The organism is Paenibacillus cucumis (ex Kampfer et al. 2016) (assembly GCF_019748695.1).
In the GTDB taxonomy this organism is placed as follows: Bacteria; Bacillota; Bacilli; order Paenibacillales; family Paenibacillaceae; genus Paenibacillus; species Paenibacillus polysaccharolyticus.
On the sequence record NZ_JACLIC010000006.1, the window covers coordinates 56,868 to 76,228 of the forward strand.

The 19,361-nt window shown below is 45.9% G+C and carries 15 protein-coding genes and 1 riboswitch; of the genes, 9 read left to right on the top strand and 6 right to left on the bottom strand.

Going from position 1 to position 19,361, the window contains the following annotated elements; translation table 11 throughout:
* Positions 1–49: 49 nt before the first annotated feature.
* The gene (locus H7T88_RS02865; RefSeq protein ID WP_221786776.1) at positions 50–1,096 is read right to left on the bottom strand and encodes a helix-turn-helix transcriptional regulator; all 1,047 of its coding nucleotides are present in this window, start codon (positions 1,094–1,096) and stop codon (positions 50–52) included.
* 96 nt (positions 1,097–1,192) lie between these two features.
* Between H7T88_RS02865 and H7T88_RS02870 the strand changes: the two genes are divergently transcribed.
* The 7 genes from H7T88_RS02870 to mmuM all read left to right on the top strand — a co-directional run bounded on the left by H7T88_RS02870 (position 1,193) and on the right by mmuM (position 9,987).
* Positions 1,193–1,636: a VOC family protein gene (locus H7T88_RS02870; RefSeq protein ID WP_221786777.1), complete on the top strand. Its 444-nt coding sequence runs from the start codon at positions 1,193–1,195 to the stop codon at positions 1,634–1,636.
* Between the two features lie 301 nt (positions 1,637–1,937).
* The gene (locus tag H7T88_RS02875; protein WP_221786779.1) at positions 1,938–2,858 is read left to right on the top strand and encodes a methyl-accepting chemotaxis protein; all 921 of its coding nucleotides are present in this window, start codon (positions 1,938–1,940) and stop codon (positions 2,856–2,858) included.
* 232 nt (positions 2,859–3,090) lie between these two features.
* Positions 3,091–4,803 carry a spore germination protein gene (locus H7T88_RS02880; RefSeq protein WP_221786781.1) on the top strand — a complete coding sequence of 571 codons (1,713 nt, stop codon included), beginning with the start codon at positions 3,091–3,093 and terminating at the stop codon, positions 4,801–4,803.
* 85 nt (positions 4,804–4,888) lie between these two features.
* Positions 4,889–5,989, top strand: a complete 1,101-nt coding sequence (locus tag H7T88_RS02885) for a GerAB/ArcD/ProY family transporter (RefSeq protein WP_221786783.1) — start codon at positions 4,889–4,891, stop codon at positions 5,987–5,989.
* Entirely contained in the window at positions 5,986–7,188 is a 1,203-nt protein-coding gene (locus tag H7T88_RS02890) for a Ger(x)C family spore germination protein (RefSeq protein ID WP_221786785.1), read from the top strand. The genes H7T88_RS02885 and H7T88_RS02890 overlap by 4 nt, the downstream gene beginning before the upstream one ends.
* A gap of 137 nt (positions 7,189–7,325) precedes the next feature.
* Positions 7,326–7,427, top strand: a riboswitch (SAM riboswitch).
* Positions 7,428–7,519: 92 nt separating this feature from the next.
* Positions 7,520–8,914 (top strand): S-methylmethionine permease, encoded by a 1,395-nt coding sequence (gene mmuP / locus H7T88_RS02895; protein WP_221786798.1) that lies wholly within the window; start codon positions 7,520–7,522, stop codon positions 8,912–8,914.
* On the top strand, positions 8,911–9,987 hold the full coding sequence (gene mmuM, locus H7T88_RS02900; protein ID WP_221786787.1) for a homocysteine S-methyltransferase: 1,077 nt from the start codon (positions 8,911–8,913) through the stop codon (positions 9,985–9,987). The genes mmuP and mmuM overlap by 4 nt, the downstream gene beginning before the upstream one ends.
* A gap of 132 nt (positions 9,988–10,119) precedes the next feature.
* On the opposite strand, the gene H7T88_RS02905 is transcribed toward mmuM, so the two are convergent.
* From H7T88_RS02905 to H7T88_RS02925, 5 genes are all read right to left on the bottom strand, one after another.
* Positions 10,120–12,525 carry an ABC transporter permease gene (locus H7T88_RS02905; protein ID WP_221786789.1) on the bottom strand — a complete coding sequence of 802 codons (2,406 nt, stop codon included), beginning with the start codon at positions 12,523–12,525 and terminating at the stop codon, positions 10,120–10,122.
* Positions 12,526–12,528: 3 nt separating this feature from the next.
* Positions 12,529–13,287: an ABC transporter ATP-binding protein gene (locus H7T88_RS02910; protein ID WP_221786790.1), complete on the bottom strand. Its 759-nt coding sequence runs from the start codon at positions 13,285–13,287 to the stop codon at positions 12,529–12,531.
* A 153-nt stretch (positions 13,288–13,440) separates the two neighbouring features.
* Positions 13,441–14,895: a sensor histidine kinase gene (locus tag H7T88_RS02915; protein WP_221786792.1), complete on the bottom strand. Its 1,455-nt coding sequence runs from the start codon at positions 14,893–14,895 to the stop codon at positions 13,441–13,443.
* Between the two features lie 20 nt (positions 14,896–14,915).
* Complete coding sequence (locus H7T88_RS02920; RefSeq protein WP_221786794.1) at positions 14,916–15,614, bottom strand: response regulator transcription factor; 699 nt, start codon at positions 15,612–15,614, stop codon at positions 14,916–14,918.
* 93 nt (positions 15,615–15,707) lie between these two features.
* The gene (locus H7T88_RS02925; protein WP_090924364.1) at positions 15,708–16,529 is read right to left on the bottom strand and encodes a helix-turn-helix domain-containing protein; all 822 of its coding nucleotides are present in this window, start codon (positions 16,527–16,529) and stop codon (positions 15,708–15,710) included.
* Between the two features lie 235 nt (positions 16,530–16,764).
* On the opposite strand from H7T88_RS02925, the gene H7T88_RS02930 reads away from it, so the two are divergent.
* Positions 16,765–17,541 (top strand): sugar phosphate isomerase/epimerase family protein, encoded by a 777-nt coding sequence (locus H7T88_RS02930; protein ID WP_145334688.1) that lies wholly within the window; start codon positions 16,765–16,767, stop codon positions 17,539–17,541.
* A gap of 71 nt (positions 17,542–17,612) precedes the next feature.
* Positions 17,613–18,635: a Gfo/Idh/MocA family protein gene (locus H7T88_RS02935; protein WP_090924332.1), complete on the top strand. Its 1,023-nt coding sequence runs from the start codon at positions 17,613–17,615 to the stop codon at positions 18,633–18,635.
* Positions 18,636–19,361: the final 726 nt, after the last annotated feature.

The window sequence follows — 19,361 nt, forward strand, 5'->3', positions numbered from 1 at the left end:
TGCCGTATTTTTTCTCGGTATGCACTCTACCGGGTATTTTTTATTAGCATCAAATACACTCCAACAAATTTAAATAGTATTGTCTCAACGATTCCTTCAACATCTCAGGCTCAACAATCTTAATGGAAGTACCGTACCCTGCAAGGTAGCTCACAATGAACTCCAGTTCATGAGGTTCATAGGTTCCGACGAGCAGATAGAATCCGTCTTGTTCTTCAAGGCGCATGGAGGGATAGTGGTTTTGCTGAAATTGCTCCATGCCCGCCTCACTGATCCTGCATTGAAACGAAATAGCTTGTTCGGAAGGTTTCCATAGGGATTGGAGATGTTCACTTTGTATTTCAGCAAGGTGTGAGACAGGTTCGATATGCGTTAATACAGCCGAAATGATTCGATCACAGCGAAATACACGGTACGCTTTTTTCTTCAGATCGTATGACTGGCAATACCAGTACCCTTTAATGGAATATAGCGCAATGGGCTGTATAATACGGGTGCTGGTTTTTGTTTTGGAAACTGCTTCTGACTGATCATGGTAATCTTCCAGATTCTCTTTCGTAGGCTCTTTGTTCTCAATAGAAACTGTGACTTTACTCTGCTCCGCCGCACTCCTGTTTTTGTCATGATACGTAATTTGAATAACGATCTGCTGTACTGCGGCATTTAATAGAAGCTCCAGATGATCACTGTCTTTGATCTGTTCGGTATGTTTAAAAGCAACACGCTGTTGAATGTTATGAATGTTTTCTTGCTGTCTGTCTGATAATGCTGCCATAAATTTCTTATGAACAGATTCAAATGTGGTTCGAAAAGGCAAACTGGTGAAGCTGCGAAGAGCCTGCATAGCGAAATACAAGGCATAGAGCTCATCTGTATTAAAAGAGATCGGAGGCAGTTGCATCTGCTGAAGTAGACGGTAACCGCCATAACGTCCGTACTCCACATAGATGGGCGCACCCATCTCTTCCAGAGACGCAATATCTCGTAATGCGGTTCGTTTGGATATTTGAAACTCTTGCATTAAGTCAGGCAGCGTGAAGTGCTGTTTATGATTAATAAAGCGAAGCATATGGTGTAGACGTTCAGTCTTTTTCATTTGTTCGCATCTCCTCTTCTCAATGGTGCCATCTATTGGCACCTTTAGTCGTTATAGTAATAAGTGTAAGACAGACAAATGAAGGAGGCAAGCCACATGAATGTTGAAGTTATCCCCTTTCTCTCGATGAACGGAGAGGCGGCAGAAGCAGTTACATTTTACGAAAAAACATTGGGTGCAAAAGTGTTATTCCGAAAAAGCTACAAAGAAATGAAGCAGATGAGTCCCGATTTCACGTATCCTGACGGTCAGGATGAGTACATCACCCATTCGGTGCTGGAGATCGGAGCGAACAAAATCATGATTGCGGAGGAAGCGATGGATACGGAGAGACCTTGGGAACTGGGAAACAGTACATCGCTGTGCATTCAATCTCAGGATCAAGGCCAAATGGATGGACTATACGAGGCGTTGACGCAACATGAAGGGGTGAAGGTGCTTGTGCCTTATGCAAGGAATGAATTTAGTCCCGGCTACGGGATTGTCCGTGATCCGTTTGGTGTTGTCATTCAGTTATGTGTAACGGTACATGATTTCTAAGTTTTTAGGTCAACTTATATAGAATAAAGTTTCCAGAAAAAAGCAAGTTATGATTATCCATAACTTGCTTTTTATGTTGCTTTATGTTCCCACAGATCGTGAATTATGACCCAGAGTATGAAGGTTGTATGTACACAAAAAAATATTTTTTGGGATTCGTGCAAATTAGTGATCCAAAAGTCCCGAATTCGGGTATCATTACTAGGAGTCAACGCATCGCATGAATACATCTGTCATGAACGGCATGAAGTAATTAAATGCAACACTTTATTGACTATGGGACGGATTGTGGGGGATTTGGATGTCTTTATTGGAGACGGGGCGGCAAGATCAGGTGACGGACGATTTAGTGGTCAAGGCGATGGAGAAAAGTTTGGCGATTATTCGCTTCGACTTAAACCGTAGGGTTACATACGTGAATGATGTATTTGCTTCAAGAATGGGGTATACCAAGGAAGAGATGTATGGAATGCAACATCGGCAACTATGCTTTGCAACATTTACAGATAGTCCGGCATATGAGGAGTTCTGGAGAAGTATTTTGGCCGGGAACAGCTTTCAGGACAAGATTGAGCGTATGGATGCCAAAGGCCAATCGGTATGGCTCGAAGCTACATACATGCCCGTGTTTGATGCGTCGAATCAGAAGGTGCTTGGCGTTTGCAAGATGGCTACGGATATTACGAATCGCCAAAATAACATTACAGCCGTTGTTCAGGAATTGAAGACGCTATCTCAAGAGCTGAATGAGCAGGCAGGGGCAGGGATTGGCCGAAGCCATGAATTAATGTCCAGCGTTTCTTACATCTCGGAAGTATCTGCAGCTAACCAATCTACGCTAACCCATCTGCAAGAACAGGCTGGCTCCATTCAAGGCGTGGTGCGAACGATTCGGGAAATCTCTTCTCAGACACAATTACTCGCGCTCAATGCAGCGATTGAGGCTGCACATGCAGGAGAGTTCGGCCGAGGATTCGATATTGTGGCGAAAGAAGTGCGCAAGCTGTCAGCCATGGTGGAGAATTCAATTAATGAGATTCGAGACAGTGTAACAGGCATCACCAAAGAGATTACCAATATTACCAATGGTACGAAAAAGGTAGAGGACTACGTGCAACAGAGTCACGAAAGAATTGAGATTGCGTTAAATGATTTCAAAACGATCGCGGCCGCGGCCACTTTACTGGATGATAAGGCACAGCATGTAACCCGAATTGTGTAAGCGAAAAATAAATACGGTATGAATTCCAGAACGATTCTGTGCTCATGGCAGGGTCGTTTTTTTGCTGTTTGGATCATATTCCTCGCAAATCAAAGTGGTCGTTAACCATCAGGCAAGAAAGTGTTCTATTGCATATCCTGCCAAAATCACGGAATTTTTATGGGTAAACAGGACACAATAAGCCGGGAATACCTGTGGTTTGATTTTACAGAGAAGGGAGGATGGATGGAGGGTGTGGTCAACGATCTTATCTTATGTACCGAAATGGACCATCTGGGCACAGGCACTCATGGTGTTTATTGTACCGATTATGATATATTTCACGACCAACTGGTTCCATACGGCAATCAAGCGGGGCAGCTTCTCTCGCAAAAATAAAATGACTCTTTCCCCGAAAGATATTTCACCAGCGGAAGCGGGCATCGGGCCAGGCACAGAAACGGGGCACTATGCCAACATTAAGTTAACCGGAATATACACGACAGATCTGATAACGGTTCGAGAGACGTTTGGCAAAAATGCAGATGTACATATTCGAGAGTTCACCATTCGAGGAACGAACACGAGAGCGGCGATCATGTATACCGAAGGGCTTACGGATACAGATCTGATCGACCAATATTTAATTGAACCTTTGATGATTAAGGGAATACCTGAACTCAAACAGGAAAGCTTCCTTCATCCTGAACAAGCAGACTTCCTGTCCACGTATCTGAAAACTCAAATTCTTCCCGTCAGCGAGGCTCAGGAGACAGAGTCTCTACAGAAGCTTGCAAAAAGTGTATTAACGGGCAAAAATGCCTTGCTAGTGGATGGCATGCCGGGAGCCATGTTGATCGGAACGTCCAGATTAAAGACGCGCGGGGTGGATGAACCTTTATCGGAAGGTCTGCTACGCGGACCCCGTATCGGTTTTACAGAGGAGCTTAGTGATAACACGGGCATTTTACGACGTTATGGAAGCGATCAGAGTTTGTTTATCGAAAAGCTTGAAGTGGGCAGCCGGATCAAAAAAGACTTGGCTATTGCTTATATTCAGGATATTGCCGACCCTAAACTCGTAACCGAGGTTATGAAACGGGTGAAAAGTATTGATATGGACATGATGCTGGAGTCCGGTTATGTAGAACAACTGATTGAAGATGATGCCTTGAGTCCTTTCCAGCAGATTCTGAACACGGAAAGACCTGACCGCGTCATCGGTGCTTTACTAGAAGGGCGTGTAGCTATCTTGCTGGACGGAACTCCATTTGTTCTGGTTGTGCCAGTTACGTTCAGCATGCTGCTCCAATCTCCAGAGGACTACTATGAACGCTGGATTCCAAGTACGTTCCTTCGAATCCTACGGTTTATGGCGGCTATGTTAGCCTTGCTTGCTCCGGCGCTTTATATCTCTTTCATTTCGTTCCATCCAGGTCTGATTCCAACGAAACTGGTATTAACGATTATTGAAACCCGTTCGGGCGTACCCTTTCCTTCCATTATCGAGGCTTTAATTATGGAGCTGTCCATTGAGATTCTAAGAGAGGCCGGGATTCGTTTGCCCAAACCTATTGGACCTGCAATGGGAATCGTTGGTGGTCTGATCATCGGTCAGGCAGCAGTACAGGCAGGTATTATAAGCCAATTTCTAGTTATTGTTGTAGCGGTCACAGCGATTTCGTCCTTCACCATTCCAGTGTATAGTGCGGGATTGACGCTCCGTTTGCTCCGTTTTGCCGCCATGTTTAGTGCCGCGGTGATGGGATTGTATGGTGTGGTCATGTTCTTCTTGCTGATGTGCACACATCTGGCTCGACTATCCAGCTTCGGAGTGCCTTACATCGCGCCAGCGGTTCCGTATCATTTGAGTGATTGGAAGGATTTTGTCATCCGCGCTCCGCTTAACATGATGAGAAGACGCCCTGCCATGATGAATCCGACCGATGATGATCGGAAGAAATAATGAAGTTTGAAGTGGATTTTCGTGCAAAGCAGTTCTGTGCAGTCCAGTTTCGTACAATCCACAGATGGTCTGGAGGTGCTAAGAAGTGAATGACTCCCAAGTAAAAATAAGCACGACACAAGCCGTGGTCATTATCGTCAATTATATGCTTGGTGCAGGCATATTGACACTGCCTAGGACAACCAGCAAAGCTGTCGGAACACCTGACGTATGGATTTCTATCCTCCTCTCCGGGCTGATTATCACGGGTGTGGGAATCATTCTGGTGACCTTATGCCGACGTTTCCCGGAAAAGACCGTTTTCCAATTCACTCGGGAAATTACGGGGCGCCCGATTGCTTACATACTGGGCTTTGCGAACATTCTTTATTTTATGGTGATTGCCGCCTTCGAAATTCGGGTGATGGCTGACGTTACCGGAATGTATCTGCTCGAACGTACCCCTACTTGGGCCATTGTGATGGTGTTTATGTGGATTGGAATCTATCTGATCTCTGGCGGACTTCCAGTCATCGTGCGTGTGTTTGAGATCATTTTGCCGATTACCTTGGTCATATTTGTGATGGAAATTTTGCTTAGTAATCAGTTGTTCGAGATCGGTAATCTCAGACCTGTACTTGGAGAGGGCATCATGCCTGTTGTTAAAGGGTTGAAACCTTCCTTGCTCTCATATACAGGTTATGAAGTGATGCTGGTCATTACGGCATATATGCAAAATCCGAAGAAAAGCAATAAGGCCATGACTTGGGGGCTGGGCATATCTACATCGATTTATTTGATCACGGTCGTTATGGTCGTTGGCAGTTTATCGCTCGATGGAATTAAAACGAGAACCTGGCCAACGCTGGATCTGGTTCGAAGTTTTGAGATTCAGGGTTTGATCTTTGAGCGCTTCGAATCATTATTGCTGGTCATCTGGATTTTGCAGATTTTTTCTACATTTGCCATCACCCATTATTGCGCTTCTGTGGGGATTCGTGATCTGTTTAAAGCTAAAAAGATGCGGACCATTATGTACTGTCTTCTACCGTTTATCTATTTGGCAGCCATGGTTCCCAAAAATGTATATGAAACATTTGCACTAGGTGACATGCTGGGCAATGCATCTGTCGTTTTGTTTGCCATCATGCCTTTGGTATTGTTACTGCTGAGCATTATTCGAAAAAAGGGAGGTAAGCATGCATGATTCCAATCCGGTGGATGCGTATCATCTCTGCGTTACTGATTCTCGGTCTGATCTCCGGGTGCTGGAGCAGCCGGGAAATTGAGGATTTGAGCCTGTATGTTGGTCTCGGCATTGATGTTGGCAAGGAAACCGAGTTTGAGAAAAAAATAGCAGCCCAGGGAGGGGGCTATCCCAAAGAAGATAATGTCACCGCAACCGTTCAGATTGCTCCAGGGAAATCGAGTGGTCAGCAGAGCGATGAGGGAGGGTCACCTTCTTCTGGAAAATCATCCTACTCCAATGAACAACTTACCGGGGATTCGTTGCTTCAAATATTTCGTCAGTTTTCCTTACGCCGAGATCGTCCGCTCATTGGACATCATCTGAAAGTTATCGTGATTTCCAAAGATATTGCTAAAAAGTATGGACTACAACAGTTGCTTGATTTTGTGCTGCGGGATAACGATATTCGCCCCAATTGCCTTGTGCTGATTAGCCATCACCGTGCGCTGGATGTACTCACTTCGAGAGATCCTTCCCGGATTCCAGCCTTTTATCTTACGGGTATCACAAATAATTCGTACATCTCCAATAAGATACTGGAGCCGGTTTCGCTAGCCAAACTGGATGCGGAGATGCAGTCTGGATCCAGCTTTTTGCTTCAAAATGTGTTGAATGCAGATGGCGAGGATAAATTTTCAGGAGGCAGCATCTTTAAAGCGAAGACAACGAAATATATCGGGGAGCTTAGCCAAACCGACCTGGAAGCATTATCTTGGATTAAGCCCAAGGAAAAGGCGGGCGGGGTCATTAAAACATACAGTAAAGAAGGCTTCACTGTCCTCTATGAAATTAAGAAAAAGACCACAAAAATCATTCCGAAGGTAGTTCGAGGGGACATCTCATTTCACGTCAAGGCAGAGTCCGAAGGCTGGCTAATGGAGGATTGGCGTTCCCCTGAAAAAGAAGAGAAGGGAGCCTATCTGAAGGAACTGGAGAAGGATTTTGCCAAAATCGTAGATCAACAGATCGATCAAATGCTCTATAAACTCCAGCATACGTATAAAGCTGACGTTGCCGGTTTTCGGGACAGCATTCGCATCCATTATCCAAAAACGTGGAAAAAGGTAAAAGATAACTGGGATGAAGTGTTTGCGACAGTACCTATTACCTATGAGATTAAAACGAGTATTATAAATCCGGGTTCCTCTACAGAGTAGCTCTATACTCCCGTTCGCAAAAACTTTATGTGTTAATTTCAGCACAAGAATATGGAAAGCTCTGCTTGGGTCGGTTATCGTGTTTATTTAAATGTTGACACATCAGGCAGCAGTCGATATAGTTATACAAAATCATTTTCTTATCCAGAGAGGTGGAGGGACTGGCCCTTAGAAACCTCAGCAACAGATCTGAAGGATACTGTGCTAATTCCAGCGGGTGAAAGCCTGATAGATAGGAGCGTTTGTTTTTATTTGTCAGTTACGGCGCACTCTTCAGGAAAGAGTGGGTCTTTTTTGTTTGTTCTGGATGAAGAAGCAGGGAGCAGGTTATATGGAGAATAGTAACGATAAAGGCCAATTTCAGCGAAAAATGCAAACGAGGCATGTAGTTATGCTCTCTCTTGGTGGCGTCATAGGAACAGGACTGTTCCTTAGCTCAGGGTATACCATTCAACAAGCCGGACCGCTCGGTACGATTTTGTCCTATTTGATCGGTGCTTTGGTGGTGTACCTGGTGATGCTCTGTCTTGGCGAACTGTCTGTGCATATGCCGGAGACGGGTGCATTCCATAGTTATGCGGCTAAATACATTGGACCAGCGACAGGATACACGGTGGCCTGGCTGTACTGGCTTACTTGGACCGTAGCGCTCGGATCAGAATTTACAGCCGCAGGACTGCTTATGCAACGCTGGTTTCCGTCTGTGAACGTCTGGATCTGGAGTGCGTTGTTTGCCGTGATGATCTTCCTGTTTAATGCGTTCACGGTAAAACTTTTTGCCGAATCAGAATTTTGGTTCTCCTTGGTGAAAGTGATGACGATTGTCATCTTTATTATTCTTGGTGGTGCTGCCATGTTTGGTATTATTCCGATGGCAAATGCTGAACCGGCTCCGTTCTTTTCCAACATTACAGCGTCTGGGTGGTTCCCATACGGGGCAACTGCGATTCTGATGACGATGCTGGCGGTCAATTTTGCCTTTTCGGGTACGGAACTGATTGGTATTGCCGCAGGCGAAACGGAAAATCCGGAAAAAACCATTCCGAAGGCCATTCACACCACGCTGTGGCGTTTGATTATTTTCTTTATTGGCACGATCGTTATTCTGTCTGCTTTGTTGCCGATGTCAGATGCGAGCGTGCTGGAGAGTCCGTTCGTTGCTGTCATGGAGCGGATCGGTGTTCCATATGCCGCCGACATCATGAACTTTGTTATTTTAACGGCGATTCTATCGGCAGCGAATTCGGGGTTATATGCTTCATCACGGATGCTCTGGTCATTGGCGGATAAAAAGACGATCTCTCCATGGTTTGCGCGCCTGACGAAACGCGGAGTACCTTTCAATGCGCTTGTGCTCAGCATGGCTGGTGGAGCACTGGCTTTATTGTCCAGCATCATTGCACCCGGGACGGTCTATATTACACTTGTATCCATCTCGGGTCTTGCTGTGGTAGTTGTCTGGATGAGCATCAGCGTGTCTCAATACATGTTCCGTAGACAGTATCTGCGGGAAGGACATGACGTGAAAGACCTGGTTTACCGAACGCCGCTGTATCCATTTGTGCCTATCGTTTCATTTGTATTGTGCCTCGCATCCTGCATAGGTATCGCTTTTGACCCAACACAGCGGATTGCTTTATACTGTGGTATTCCATTCATTATTTTGTGTTATATCGTGTATTATTGGACGGATCGTACGAAGAAGAAAAGAGGGCTGACTTCATGACTCAACGTGAGCAAACGAATGATATAAATGTGGTTCAACGTATTCTGGACGAGTATCGAATTATGATTCTGGATGGAGCACTGGCGACGGAACTGGAACAGCATGGCTGTGATCTGGATGACCCGCTCTGGTCTGCACGTGTGTTGCTGGAGAACCCGGATGTTATCGTGAACGTGCATGCTGATTATTTCCGAGCAGGGGCAGATTGTGCAATAACCTCCAGTTATCAGGCAACAGTGGAGGGCTTCCGCAAGCGTGGCATTGGAGAAGAGGCTGCCCTGGATCTGATTCGCAAAACAGTAGAGCTGGCGGCGAAGGCCAGAGATGATGTGTGGGCAGAAGTGCAGGGAGCCACAGTAGCTGAAGGTTCAACAGGACAGCTTGTTGACATTTCTTCGGGACGAGCCGAGAACGTGGGGAACGAGCAGAGTGAATATCGTACTGGTGAACACACTAGTGGCGAGAAGTTGCGTCGTCCGCGACCTGTCGTTGCTGGCTCTGTCGGCCCATACGGTGCCTATCTGGCAGATGGTTCGGAATATGTGGGACATTACGGTGTATCAGATGAGACACTGGCTGCATTTCACCGACCTCGCATGGCTGCGCTAATTGAAGCAGGAGCTGACATTCTGGCCTTCGAGACGATTCCTTCGTTGCAGGAGGCTCGTGTTCTTGTAGAATTGCTTAAGGAGTTTCCAGAGGCTTATGCGTGGCTTTCTTTTTCATTAAAAGATGGGACAAGCATCAGCGAGGGAACATCGCTTGAGGTATGCGCACAGACATTTGGCTCTGAACGGCAGATTGCGGCAATCGGCCTGAATTGCGCTCCAATGGAAGTGGTCACAGAAGCCATTGGTATCCTGCGCCAAGCCTGCGATAAACCGATCATCGTGTACCCGAATTCAGGCGAGATTTACGATGCCGAGACCAAAACATGGAGCGGGCAAGGCTCTTGTGGCAGCATGAAGGATGCATCGGAACAATGGGTTGCTGCTGGTGCGCAGATTATTGGCGGATGCTGCCGCACAACACCACATCAGATTAGCGAGCTGGCGAAGAAGTGGCGTAGTTAGTAGCCCGAATTTTTTATAGAACAAACCTGAATAAGAACATAAAAATGTATATAAACATAAAAAACTTATATAATCTCCAAGAGCCCGTACCTTTTTCTAAATAGGTAAGGGCTCTTTTAGGTTCCTTTTAGGTTATTCAATAACTAACATACGTGGTGATGCCTTGCGAATTTCCTGAGATGCCAGCCAGCATCCAATCGTCGCTGCCAATATACTCAAACAGGCGAATAGCAGAATGCCCCATCCATTCAGAACCAAGGGAAGGTGTACGATTCCATATCCTGAGAGAACTTGTTCAAGTAACCGGGGAAGAAGATAGACGCCCGCAATAATGCCAAACATTGAACCTATCAGGGATAACGATGCGACACCAAACGTGAGAGATGAACGAATACTACTGGATGTCATACCTATTGATTTGTAGATGCCATACGTCTTGTTTTCTTTGCGAATACTGATCCGGCAGGTACTGAAGATGATCATAAAGGTAACGGTGATGAACAGTAGACCAATCAGAGCCATTGGATATATAAGAATGTTTGCCGCTTCTGCAAAAACGGAATCCAGCAGCGTTTTTTGCGTGACGATGGAAGCAGAGTCTCTGAACCGCTCATTCAGTTGGGCTGCAATTGCCCCTGCTTGTGATGGGTCGGTGACATTAATAAAGGCAACATCTACATCACTGTAACTTGGATTTACGTTCTTAACCGCCTGAACGGTGATTCTCCCGGATACCGACATGTTTGCGATTGCTTGATAGATACCCGAAATGATGAATGTGCGCTTCTCTCCTTCAACGTAAAGATCGATAAGGTCTCCCAAATCCTTGTTTAACATCTTGGCCACACTGACTCCGATTGAAATTTCATTCTCGCGTTCAGGGTTATTTCCTCTTAACGTCTCGAATCCGGAGTCCTTATAGCTCCCGTCCAATACACCCAAATAAAGACTGATCGATGGACGGGTTGTATGGTTTTCCAAAACTTCGGAGGGAATTACGCCGGTAAGGTTTCCCTGCCAGCCCACATTTTTGATGCGGTGATCTTCTTCCAGTACACGTTGAAGTGCTGCTTTTGGAAATGTCGTTTTGTCTACGACCACAGCAGCAATGTTGGCATTGTCATACCCCCATTGGGCTGCCGTCTGATTGATTCCGATGATGCTGGTCAGAACAACATATCCGAAGACAAGAACGGAAGCGGCTACTGATGTCAGAAGGAGCATTAAGACGGAACTTTTGCTATTTTTGATCAAACTACGTAAACCGATGACCCAAGAAACAGGCAGCTTTCCAAATGAAGCGATATGTGCTAGTGGTGAATTCATTCGTTGCACCATGCGTACATTGTCGCTCTCTGACATACCGTAACGAATGGCCTGAACAGGCTCGATCTTACGAGCTTTTTTGGCATATAACACGACAAATGCAATAACCAAGACGAGTAACAGCAGCCCTACAACAATAGCAGCTCCAATGCCCTCAATTGCAAGATCACCCTGGTCAGTCCGCAGGGATGATACGGAGATGTTGATGATGAATTTGGAGACGAATACGCTAAGTACCACCCCGGGAAGAACGGCGATGATGGACAACAGAGCATATTGAATAACGTAGGTAGCAATGGTTGCTCGGGAGGTCAATCCAAGCGACTTAAGGATACCTATCGTTTTGTAGTTGGACAGAATGGCATCGGATATGGTGAAGCCAATCGTAATGAGGGCAATCATCATCATGACGGTCCCTAAGAATATCATAATGAAACCGATGATCTGGTTGATGATTAGATAGAAGGATGAGATACTTTCGAATTCCATTTTGGTTTCCAGAAATGGAGCACCCATCTCGCTTGTATAGCGGTCCCAGTAGCTGGGGCTCGTACTGTAATCATCAAAATGTATGCCCATCATGTGATGTTCTTTGCCTGCAAGCGTGCTGAAATCATGTTGATAATCGCCAGGGTTCATCCAGATTCTTGCCGTATTGCTGAACGGTGCTCCGTAAGGAACATCTACAACAACCGCTGATACGGTGAGACTTAGCGTAGAAGGTCCCGTTCTGAATTGAACGACATCACCGACATTAATGTTATAACTGTAGGCCATCGAAGTAGGAATCCATACATTTCCTTGTGCGGGAGACGGGCTTTCTTTACCGGATGCAAATACGAGTTGATCTACATTCCATGGAGGTGGAGGGGTGTTCATCATATACAGATAAATGTTGGGGATATCCACATTATCCAAGGTCATGCCTGACAACGTACGGTAAGTAAGCAAAGGCGAGACCTGAACACCGTTCTGAGCGGCCCACCAGTCATACACCGTTTGGGGATCATTTAGATCTTTTTCGAATGTCAACATCTGATGCGATCCGTTTGTTCGGCTATGCATTTCCTTGAACTGATGACCTGTGTTCGCCAAAATGATAACGGAAGTGCACACGAGAAGGGTGGAAAGTAATATAAGCAGGGTAATAAACAGGTTTTGGATTTTATTTTGAGTGAGATAAGAAAAACTCAGCTTCAGGATGGCAGCCATAAATTACTCCTTCCCCGATACAAAAGCGAAGACAATGGACTCCCGCTCCGGAATTTGATGCTCGTGATATTTGTCGAATTCCAGAATACCGCCGATTTTACCATCCTGGATCAAGATCAGACGATCAGCCCGGCAAGCGGCTTGGATGTCATGGGTTACCATCACGACGGACTGTCCTTCCCGGTTCATATCTGTCAGGATGTCGAGCACCGCTCTTCCATGTTCGAAGTTTAAACTTCCGGTAGGCTCATCAGCGAACAGGATATCCGGTGAATTGATGAGTGCACGGGCAATCGCAGCCCGTTGTTGCTGACCCCCGGAGGTCTGGGAGGGCAGGCGATTGTGTTGTTCATAGATGTCCATGTCGCGCATAAGTTGTTTCGCCCGCGCTTGAACCTCATTTTTTTTGTTTCTGGCGATGTACCCGGGAAGAGCGATGTTTTCGTGAATAGAAAGGTCGGGAACAAGGTTGATGCTTTGATAGATGTACCCGATTCGACGTGTGCGGAATGCAGACAATTCTCGTTCGCTATAGGTATCAATACGTTGATTTTGAAAATAAACCTCGCCAGCAGTGACTTGGTCCAGTCCACTCAGTAAATATAACAGCGTAGATTTGCCTGAACCGGAATTACCCATGATCACAGTGAAATCCCCTTCATAGATATCGAGATTAACGTTACGAATCGCATGGTACTGTTCACTCCCGGTCTGGTAGGTTTTACACAAATTTTTGGCACGAATGATGGATGTTTTGTTCAAGCAGATTCACTCCCCGTTGCAGTATATCGTTCATCATAAAGGGAAGATATTGAGAAACCCTTATCCAAATATAAATAAAGTATTACAAACCTAGGACAGCTCAGAGTTAAAAAGGTATTCATGATCAGTATCCCTTCATTGCTATTTGTCACCTCAACATAAGGACAGACTGAACTGAAAGAGAGTTTCTTGACCATTTTTGCTGGAAAAATGAATCTGCCCTCCATGCGCTTCAATGATGCTTTTGCAGATCGAGAGGCCAAGTCCTGTTCCTTCCTGAATTGGAGTGGAATAGGGGGAAGAGGAAGAGCCACCTCTAAAATACCGTTCAAATACAAACGGCATGTCCTGAGCCTGTATGCCTCGCCCCGAATCAGTGATGGTCAGCTTGAACTGTCCCGAGTGAACCTCGGCATGAATGCGGATATAATCACCGGGAGCAGTATGTTTAAGTGCATTAGATACCAGATTGGAGACGACCTGTTCTATGCGTACCGGATCAATCCGAATAAGTACGTCAGGGATAGGGCTAGGCTGTACGTAGGTCAATCCGTGGGATTGCACGATATGTGCAATGGGTCTCAGCATATTTTCGAAGACGGAACGACTGTATCGTTCTTGTGGCTCAACCGAGATCTGCCCAAGCTCATGTAAGGCGTGAACGAGCAAATCCTCTACTAGCCGGGCTGTTTTGTCTGTATGGATCTGCATAATATCCAAATATTCTTTGAGAGTATCCTCATCTTCGCATACCCCTTGGGAGATCGCATCTATGTATGCCTTTATCGTGGTAATGGGAGTCTTGAGATCATGAGAGATATTGGTGATGAGCTCTTTCTGAGTCTTTTCCTGCCTCATGCGCTGTGTACTCAAATGCATAAGCTCCATCCGCATCAAGTCCAGCATAGCGTAGAGGTCACCTATTTCGTCCGTGCGTTGATATTGGATTTTCTCGTCGTATTTGCCTTTAAGAATCGATTCGGCATGATGTTTCAGCTGATTGACCGGGGTTAACATCTGTCCTTTGATCCGGCGAACGATGGTGTATAGAAGAAACATGAGCAGAAGGGAAAGTATGATTACTGCAACCAGCAAGAATATGGGAACAGTAGACGTCTTGTGAGCAAATACAAGAGATTGGGGTACGGTGAAAATAACATTTCCGACCTGATGGCCATTTGGCTTTGGGCTTCCCATAACGGGAAAAGCAATATCCAGCAATTCATTACCGTCCGCAATCTGTAACACATCTGCCAAATTGTAATGTAACGCAGATCTAAGGTTTACTAATGTGCCTTCGGATGATGGTACAGAGGAAAGTATGATTAGACCATCCAATCCTACATAGGAAAAAGGAATGTTTTCTTTGCTCGCTGTGGCGCGGATTTGCTCCTGAACAACAGGGTTAGCAAGACGATTATGATTTTGCTCCAATTCAAGCAGTATCGGGTTAACCTTCAGGCGCACCTGATTAATCATCGGTGCAGACTCACTGGAAGAAGGAGATGTGAGCATATGAAGGAATAAGCCAAGGCTACACAGCAGAATTAGAAGTAGGATTGCTAATGATAATTTCAGCCATCGTGTAGACCAGTTATGTAGTGACATGAACGCTTCTCCATTCGTGCTTAGTCATGATTAAACTTGTATCCGACTCCCCAGACGGTTTTTAGAAGGGTTGGATGAGAGGCATCGTGTTCGATCTTTTCCCGCAGTCTGCGTATGTACACCGTTACTGTATTTTCATCTCCGTAAGCGTCGAAGCCCCAGATCGCATCAAGTAATTGAGATTTGGAGAAGACCTGATTTTTGTTGCTGGCGAGATAATATAAAAGTTGGAATTCTTTTGCCGATAGAGAGACTTCATTACCATTTACGGTAACTTTATAAGCCTTCTTGTCAATCTCCAGGTTAGCAAAACGTAGCAGATGGGAGTGATCCTGTACCGTGTTCAGACTGTCGTATCTTCTGAAGTGAGCATTGATTCTGGCGAGCAGCTCGCTCAGGGAGAAAGGTTTGCTCATATAGTCGTCTGCACCAAATCCAAGCCCCAGTACCTTGTCGGTATCACTTCCTCTGGCACTTAGGATAAGAATGGGAATGTTGTTCCGCCTGCGAATTTCACGGCATACATCGATACCGTCCTGATCTGGCAACATAATATCGAGAATAATATAGTCCGGCTGGAGCAACTCCATAATCTGAAGTCCATCCTCTCCAGTGGCAGCAACGGCGGCCTCATATCCATTTTTTATCAGATAATCGCGTAAAATGCGAGAAATGTCATTTTCGTCCTCGATAATGAGAACTTTGCGTTTCGAGTTCATGGGATCACTCCAGTACATCCAGTTTTATAATGAAGGTAATAAGTAATGATTCAGAATACATCGCCGAATGGATTGGAATTAAAGTGTTTCACTTTACACATGCTCCAGATCATCTATCGGTTCATGTTGCTTTGATTTTTGGTACTCTGCTGGAGACACGCCAAAATGCGCCCGAAACACCCGGTGGAAATAGGAGTAGCTGGCAAAACCGCAGGACTCGGCAATATGCTCTAGTGTCATCTCGCTGTATTTCATACGCTCCAATGCTGCATTCAGTCGGATCTCTATGGCATATTGGATCATGGTCTGATTGTAGTGTTCCTTGAATAAACGCACAGCACGCGAGAGACTGAGTCCGGCATAACGGGCGGCTTCCTCCAATTTGAAGGTAACCGTGGCATGTTCTTCGATAAAACGCTTCAACTTAAGTGCCGAAGAAACAGCACGGTCGGTCTGGATATTTTCCGTGATCGCCCGATCAATGTAAAGGCATAATCCCCGTAGCAGAGCGTCTTTCAGCTCCGTATTTTCCTCCAGCGGGCCACGACGCTTCTCCAGTAGCATGTTGCGCCACAGGCTGATCAATTTGTCATCCAGACCAATACGGCTTACCGTCGGACGTTGCTGGCGTTTCCACCACTTTTCAATCCAGTCGCCTTCACAGAAGAGATAGTAGTCCCCACTCGACAAACGCCCTTCCTTGTGTGGTTCATCTACGACGAGGCGATAATCGTCCCCTGGTTTTAATAAAAGCAAATCACCGCTGGTCATACGGAATTCCTCTTCCTGTACATATACTTTGCACGAGCCTTCCGTCTGCAAGCGGAACAGATAGGTGGCTAGCTCGCCTTTCATGTTATGGGTGAATGCCTTGTAGTGATAGGAGTAATCACAGATCAGTACGGATGTGTCCAAAGTTTCCACAGATGTACGTCCCCCAATCATTCGATCCTGTTATATCATCGATTCATCATCCTGTCCGAGTGCAGTTAAACGGCTGAAATGATGGGACAATCCAGGATGGAAATAAAATTTGATCAGATAGTTCATGTTCTGACTATATTGTATATGTTCATTTTAGCCTGTTTTGCGTTAGGATGATACCAGATAGAGCAATGTAAGCAAATTTGAGAGCAGAGGAGTATCTGTCATGAAAAAATTGAACATTGGTTTGCAACTTTTTACACTTCGTGATGAAACTGCAGCAGATTTTCGTGGTACACTGCGCAAAGTGGCCGCCCTTGGATACGAAGGGGTTGAATTTGCCGGATATGGCGACATTCCAGCAGAGGAAATGAAAGCGCTACTAGATGAGCTAGGTCTAAAAGGTTTCAGTAGCCACGTGTCCCTTCATGCGATGCGCGAAGACCTGCAAAAACAAATCGATTACCTGAAAACAATTGGTGCACAATATATGATCTGCCCTTATCTGATGCCGGAAGATCGCCCGGACAATGCAGAAGGCTGGACAAAGCTGTTTGAAGAATTGCAACAGTACGGAGCAGAAGCCGCAAAACAAGGTTTGATCTTTGGTTACCACAACCATGACTTTGAATTCCATGGCCAAGTTGGGGATGCAAATGCTTTTGATGCGATGTTCGCTCAAACGACTCCAGAAGCGGTACAAGTGGAAATGGACGTATGTTGGGTACAGTTTGCCGGACAAAATCCAATCGAGTATATTAATAAATATGCGGGCCGTTTGCCGCTGCTTCACTTGAAAGATTTCAGCAAAGACGAGCAGGGGCAGATGAAAACACTGGAGCTGGGACAAGGTGAAGTGGATCTGCCAGCTGTAATTGAAAGCGCAACAAATGCAGGGGTAGAGTGGCTGATCGTGGAACAGGACGTATGTCAGAACCCTCCGCTTGAGAGCGTTGAGAACAGCCACAACTGGCTGAAACAAAACTATCTGAACCAGTTCTAAGAGTTAAACGACTCAACGTAACATCTGACCGTGCAAAACATGAATCTAATTGTCAAAGGAGAATTTTGTACATGAGTAAAATTAAAGTTGCTGTATTCGGCTGTGGAGCCATCGCTCAGCGCAGACATATTCCAGAGTACGCTGCCAATGAGAACGTAGAACTTGTCGCATTTGCTGATCCGGTAGTGGAGCGTGCGCAGGAAATGGCTGAAATGTACGGCGGTAAAGCATATTCCAGTTATGAGGAATTGCTTGCAAACGAAACAACAGTGGAAGCGGTGAGCGTATGCACACCGAACTATCTGCATGCCCCAATGACGATTGCCGCTGCTAATGCGGGGAAGCATGTGCTGGTTGAGAAACCGATGGCGGTTTCCACTGAAGAAGGCGAGCAAATGATTGAGGCGGCTAAGAAAAACGGGGTATATCTGATGGTAGGTCACAACCAACGTCTGATGCCTCCTCACGTGAAAGCAAAAGAAATTTTGGATTCCGGCCGATTGGGCAAAGTGCTGACCTTCCGTACTGCTTTTGGTCACCCGGGTCCGGAAGGCTGGAGTTTAGATGGAGCAGGTAGCTGGTTTTTCCGCAAAGAAGAAGCTATTATGGGCGCGATGGGTGACCTTGGCGTACACAAATCCGACTTTATCCGTTATTTGCTGAACGACGAAGTATCCGAAGTAGCTGGTTTCATCAGCACGCTGCACAAAGAAGGTACGGATGTGGATGACAATGCGACATGTTTGCTGCGCATGAAGAGCGGCGCAATCGGCACACTCGTAGCCAGTTGGACACAATACAGAGGCGGAGACAACAGCACCGTGCTGTGGTGTGAGAACGGCGTAATGAAGATCGGTACAGTGGAAGGTGACGAGGTCATCGTTGAGTTGACCAACGGTACGGTTGAAACGTACAAAGTTGGCGCGATGGCTACCAATGAAAAACAAGTACCAAGCGGTGTGATCGATGCATTCGTAGAATCCATCGTAACCAAGACGCCTCCATCCATCTCGGGTGAAGAGGGCTTGCGTTCCCTGCAAGTCATTCTGGCTGCGTTTGAATCCGAGAAAACAGGTCAGATCGTTAAGCTGTAACAGACTTAATAGGTCGTAACAGGCTGTAATAGACTGTAATGGACTATATTTAGGATAGAAATTGCTATTGGTTTGCAATCATTAAATTTAGAGGACATTCCCCAGCGCAGTGTGCTGGTGGATGTCCTTTTTATGTGAGTCATCAGTTGGCATGCGACTGTTAAACACATTACATGCTCGTATAGGATGCAGGCAGAATATAAATTTAATCGAAGGCACATTCTCCAGTAAACTATACTTGAGAATGTCTTTTTTTGCGAGTAATCTAGGGAGGAATCGTATGTGCAAACATCAGGATTGCGCTAACGATCTCAGATGAGCTTATTTGCATGATTTTGGCAGGCTGAAAAATGTAACGATCACCAGCGACGCTATTTCTCTAAAAATACCTCTAAAAGGGCAAAATTGAGGGTCAAATGGGAAAATAGCGTTTCCTGTGATCGTTAGATTTGAGGATAGGCTAAAATCGGCAGAATAGCCTCATCTGTGATCGTTAGAAACTCAGCGCATGTCTTTTTGGCTGTAATCGTCGGCTCAAAGTTCTATAAATGAGGGGTTTACTGTGTATCCGTGAGGAATTATACTTTGCGACGGGTGCGGGTGCGGGTGCGGGTGCGGGTGCGGGTGCGGGTGCGGGTGCGGGTGCGGGTGCGGGTGCGGGTGCGGGTGCGGGTGCGGGTGCGAGGTGTAATGCCAAAAACAGCAGGTCCAGCTATTGTTCAACTT

Coding starts and splice junctions, on each gene's coding strand:
- H7T88_RS02930 (WP_145334688.1), top strand. CDS start 16,765: ATGAAAAAATTGAACATTGGTTTGCAACTTTTTACACTTCGTGATGAA.
- mmuM (WP_221786787.1), top strand. CDS start 8,911: ATGACTCAACGTGAGCAAACGAATGATATAAATGTGGTTCAACGTATT.
- H7T88_RS02920 (WP_221786794.1), bottom strand. CDS start 15,614: ATGAACTCGAAACGCAAAGTTCTCATTATCGAGGACGAAAATGACATT.
- mmuP (WP_221786798.1), top strand. CDS start 7,520: ATGGAGAATAGTAACGATAAAGGCCAATTTCAGCGAAAAATGCAAACG.
- H7T88_RS02875 (WP_221786779.1), top strand. CDS start 1,938: ATGTCTTTATTGGAGACGGGGCGGCAAGATCAGGTGACGGACGATTTA.
- H7T88_RS02935 (WP_090924332.1), top strand. CDS start 17,613: ATGAGTAAAATTAAAGTTGCTGTATTCGGCTGTGGAGCCATCGCTCAG.
- H7T88_RS02865 (WP_221786776.1), bottom strand. CDS start 1,096: ATGAAAAAGACTGAACGTCTACACCATATGCTTCGCTTTATTAATCAT.
- H7T88_RS02890 (WP_221786785.1), top strand. CDS start 5,986: ATGATTCCAATCCGGTGGATGCGTATCATCTCTGCGTTACTGATTCTC.
- H7T88_RS02870 (WP_221786777.1), top strand. CDS start 1,193: ATGAATGTTGAAGTTATCCCCTTTCTCTCGATGAACGGAGAGGCGGCA.
- H7T88_RS02905 (WP_221786789.1), bottom strand. CDS start 12,525: ATGGCTGCCATCCTGAAGCTGAGTTTTTCTTATCTCACTCAAAATAAA.
- H7T88_RS02915 (WP_221786792.1), bottom strand. CDS start 14,895: ATGTCACTACATAACTGGTCTACACGATGGCTGAAATTATCATTAGCA.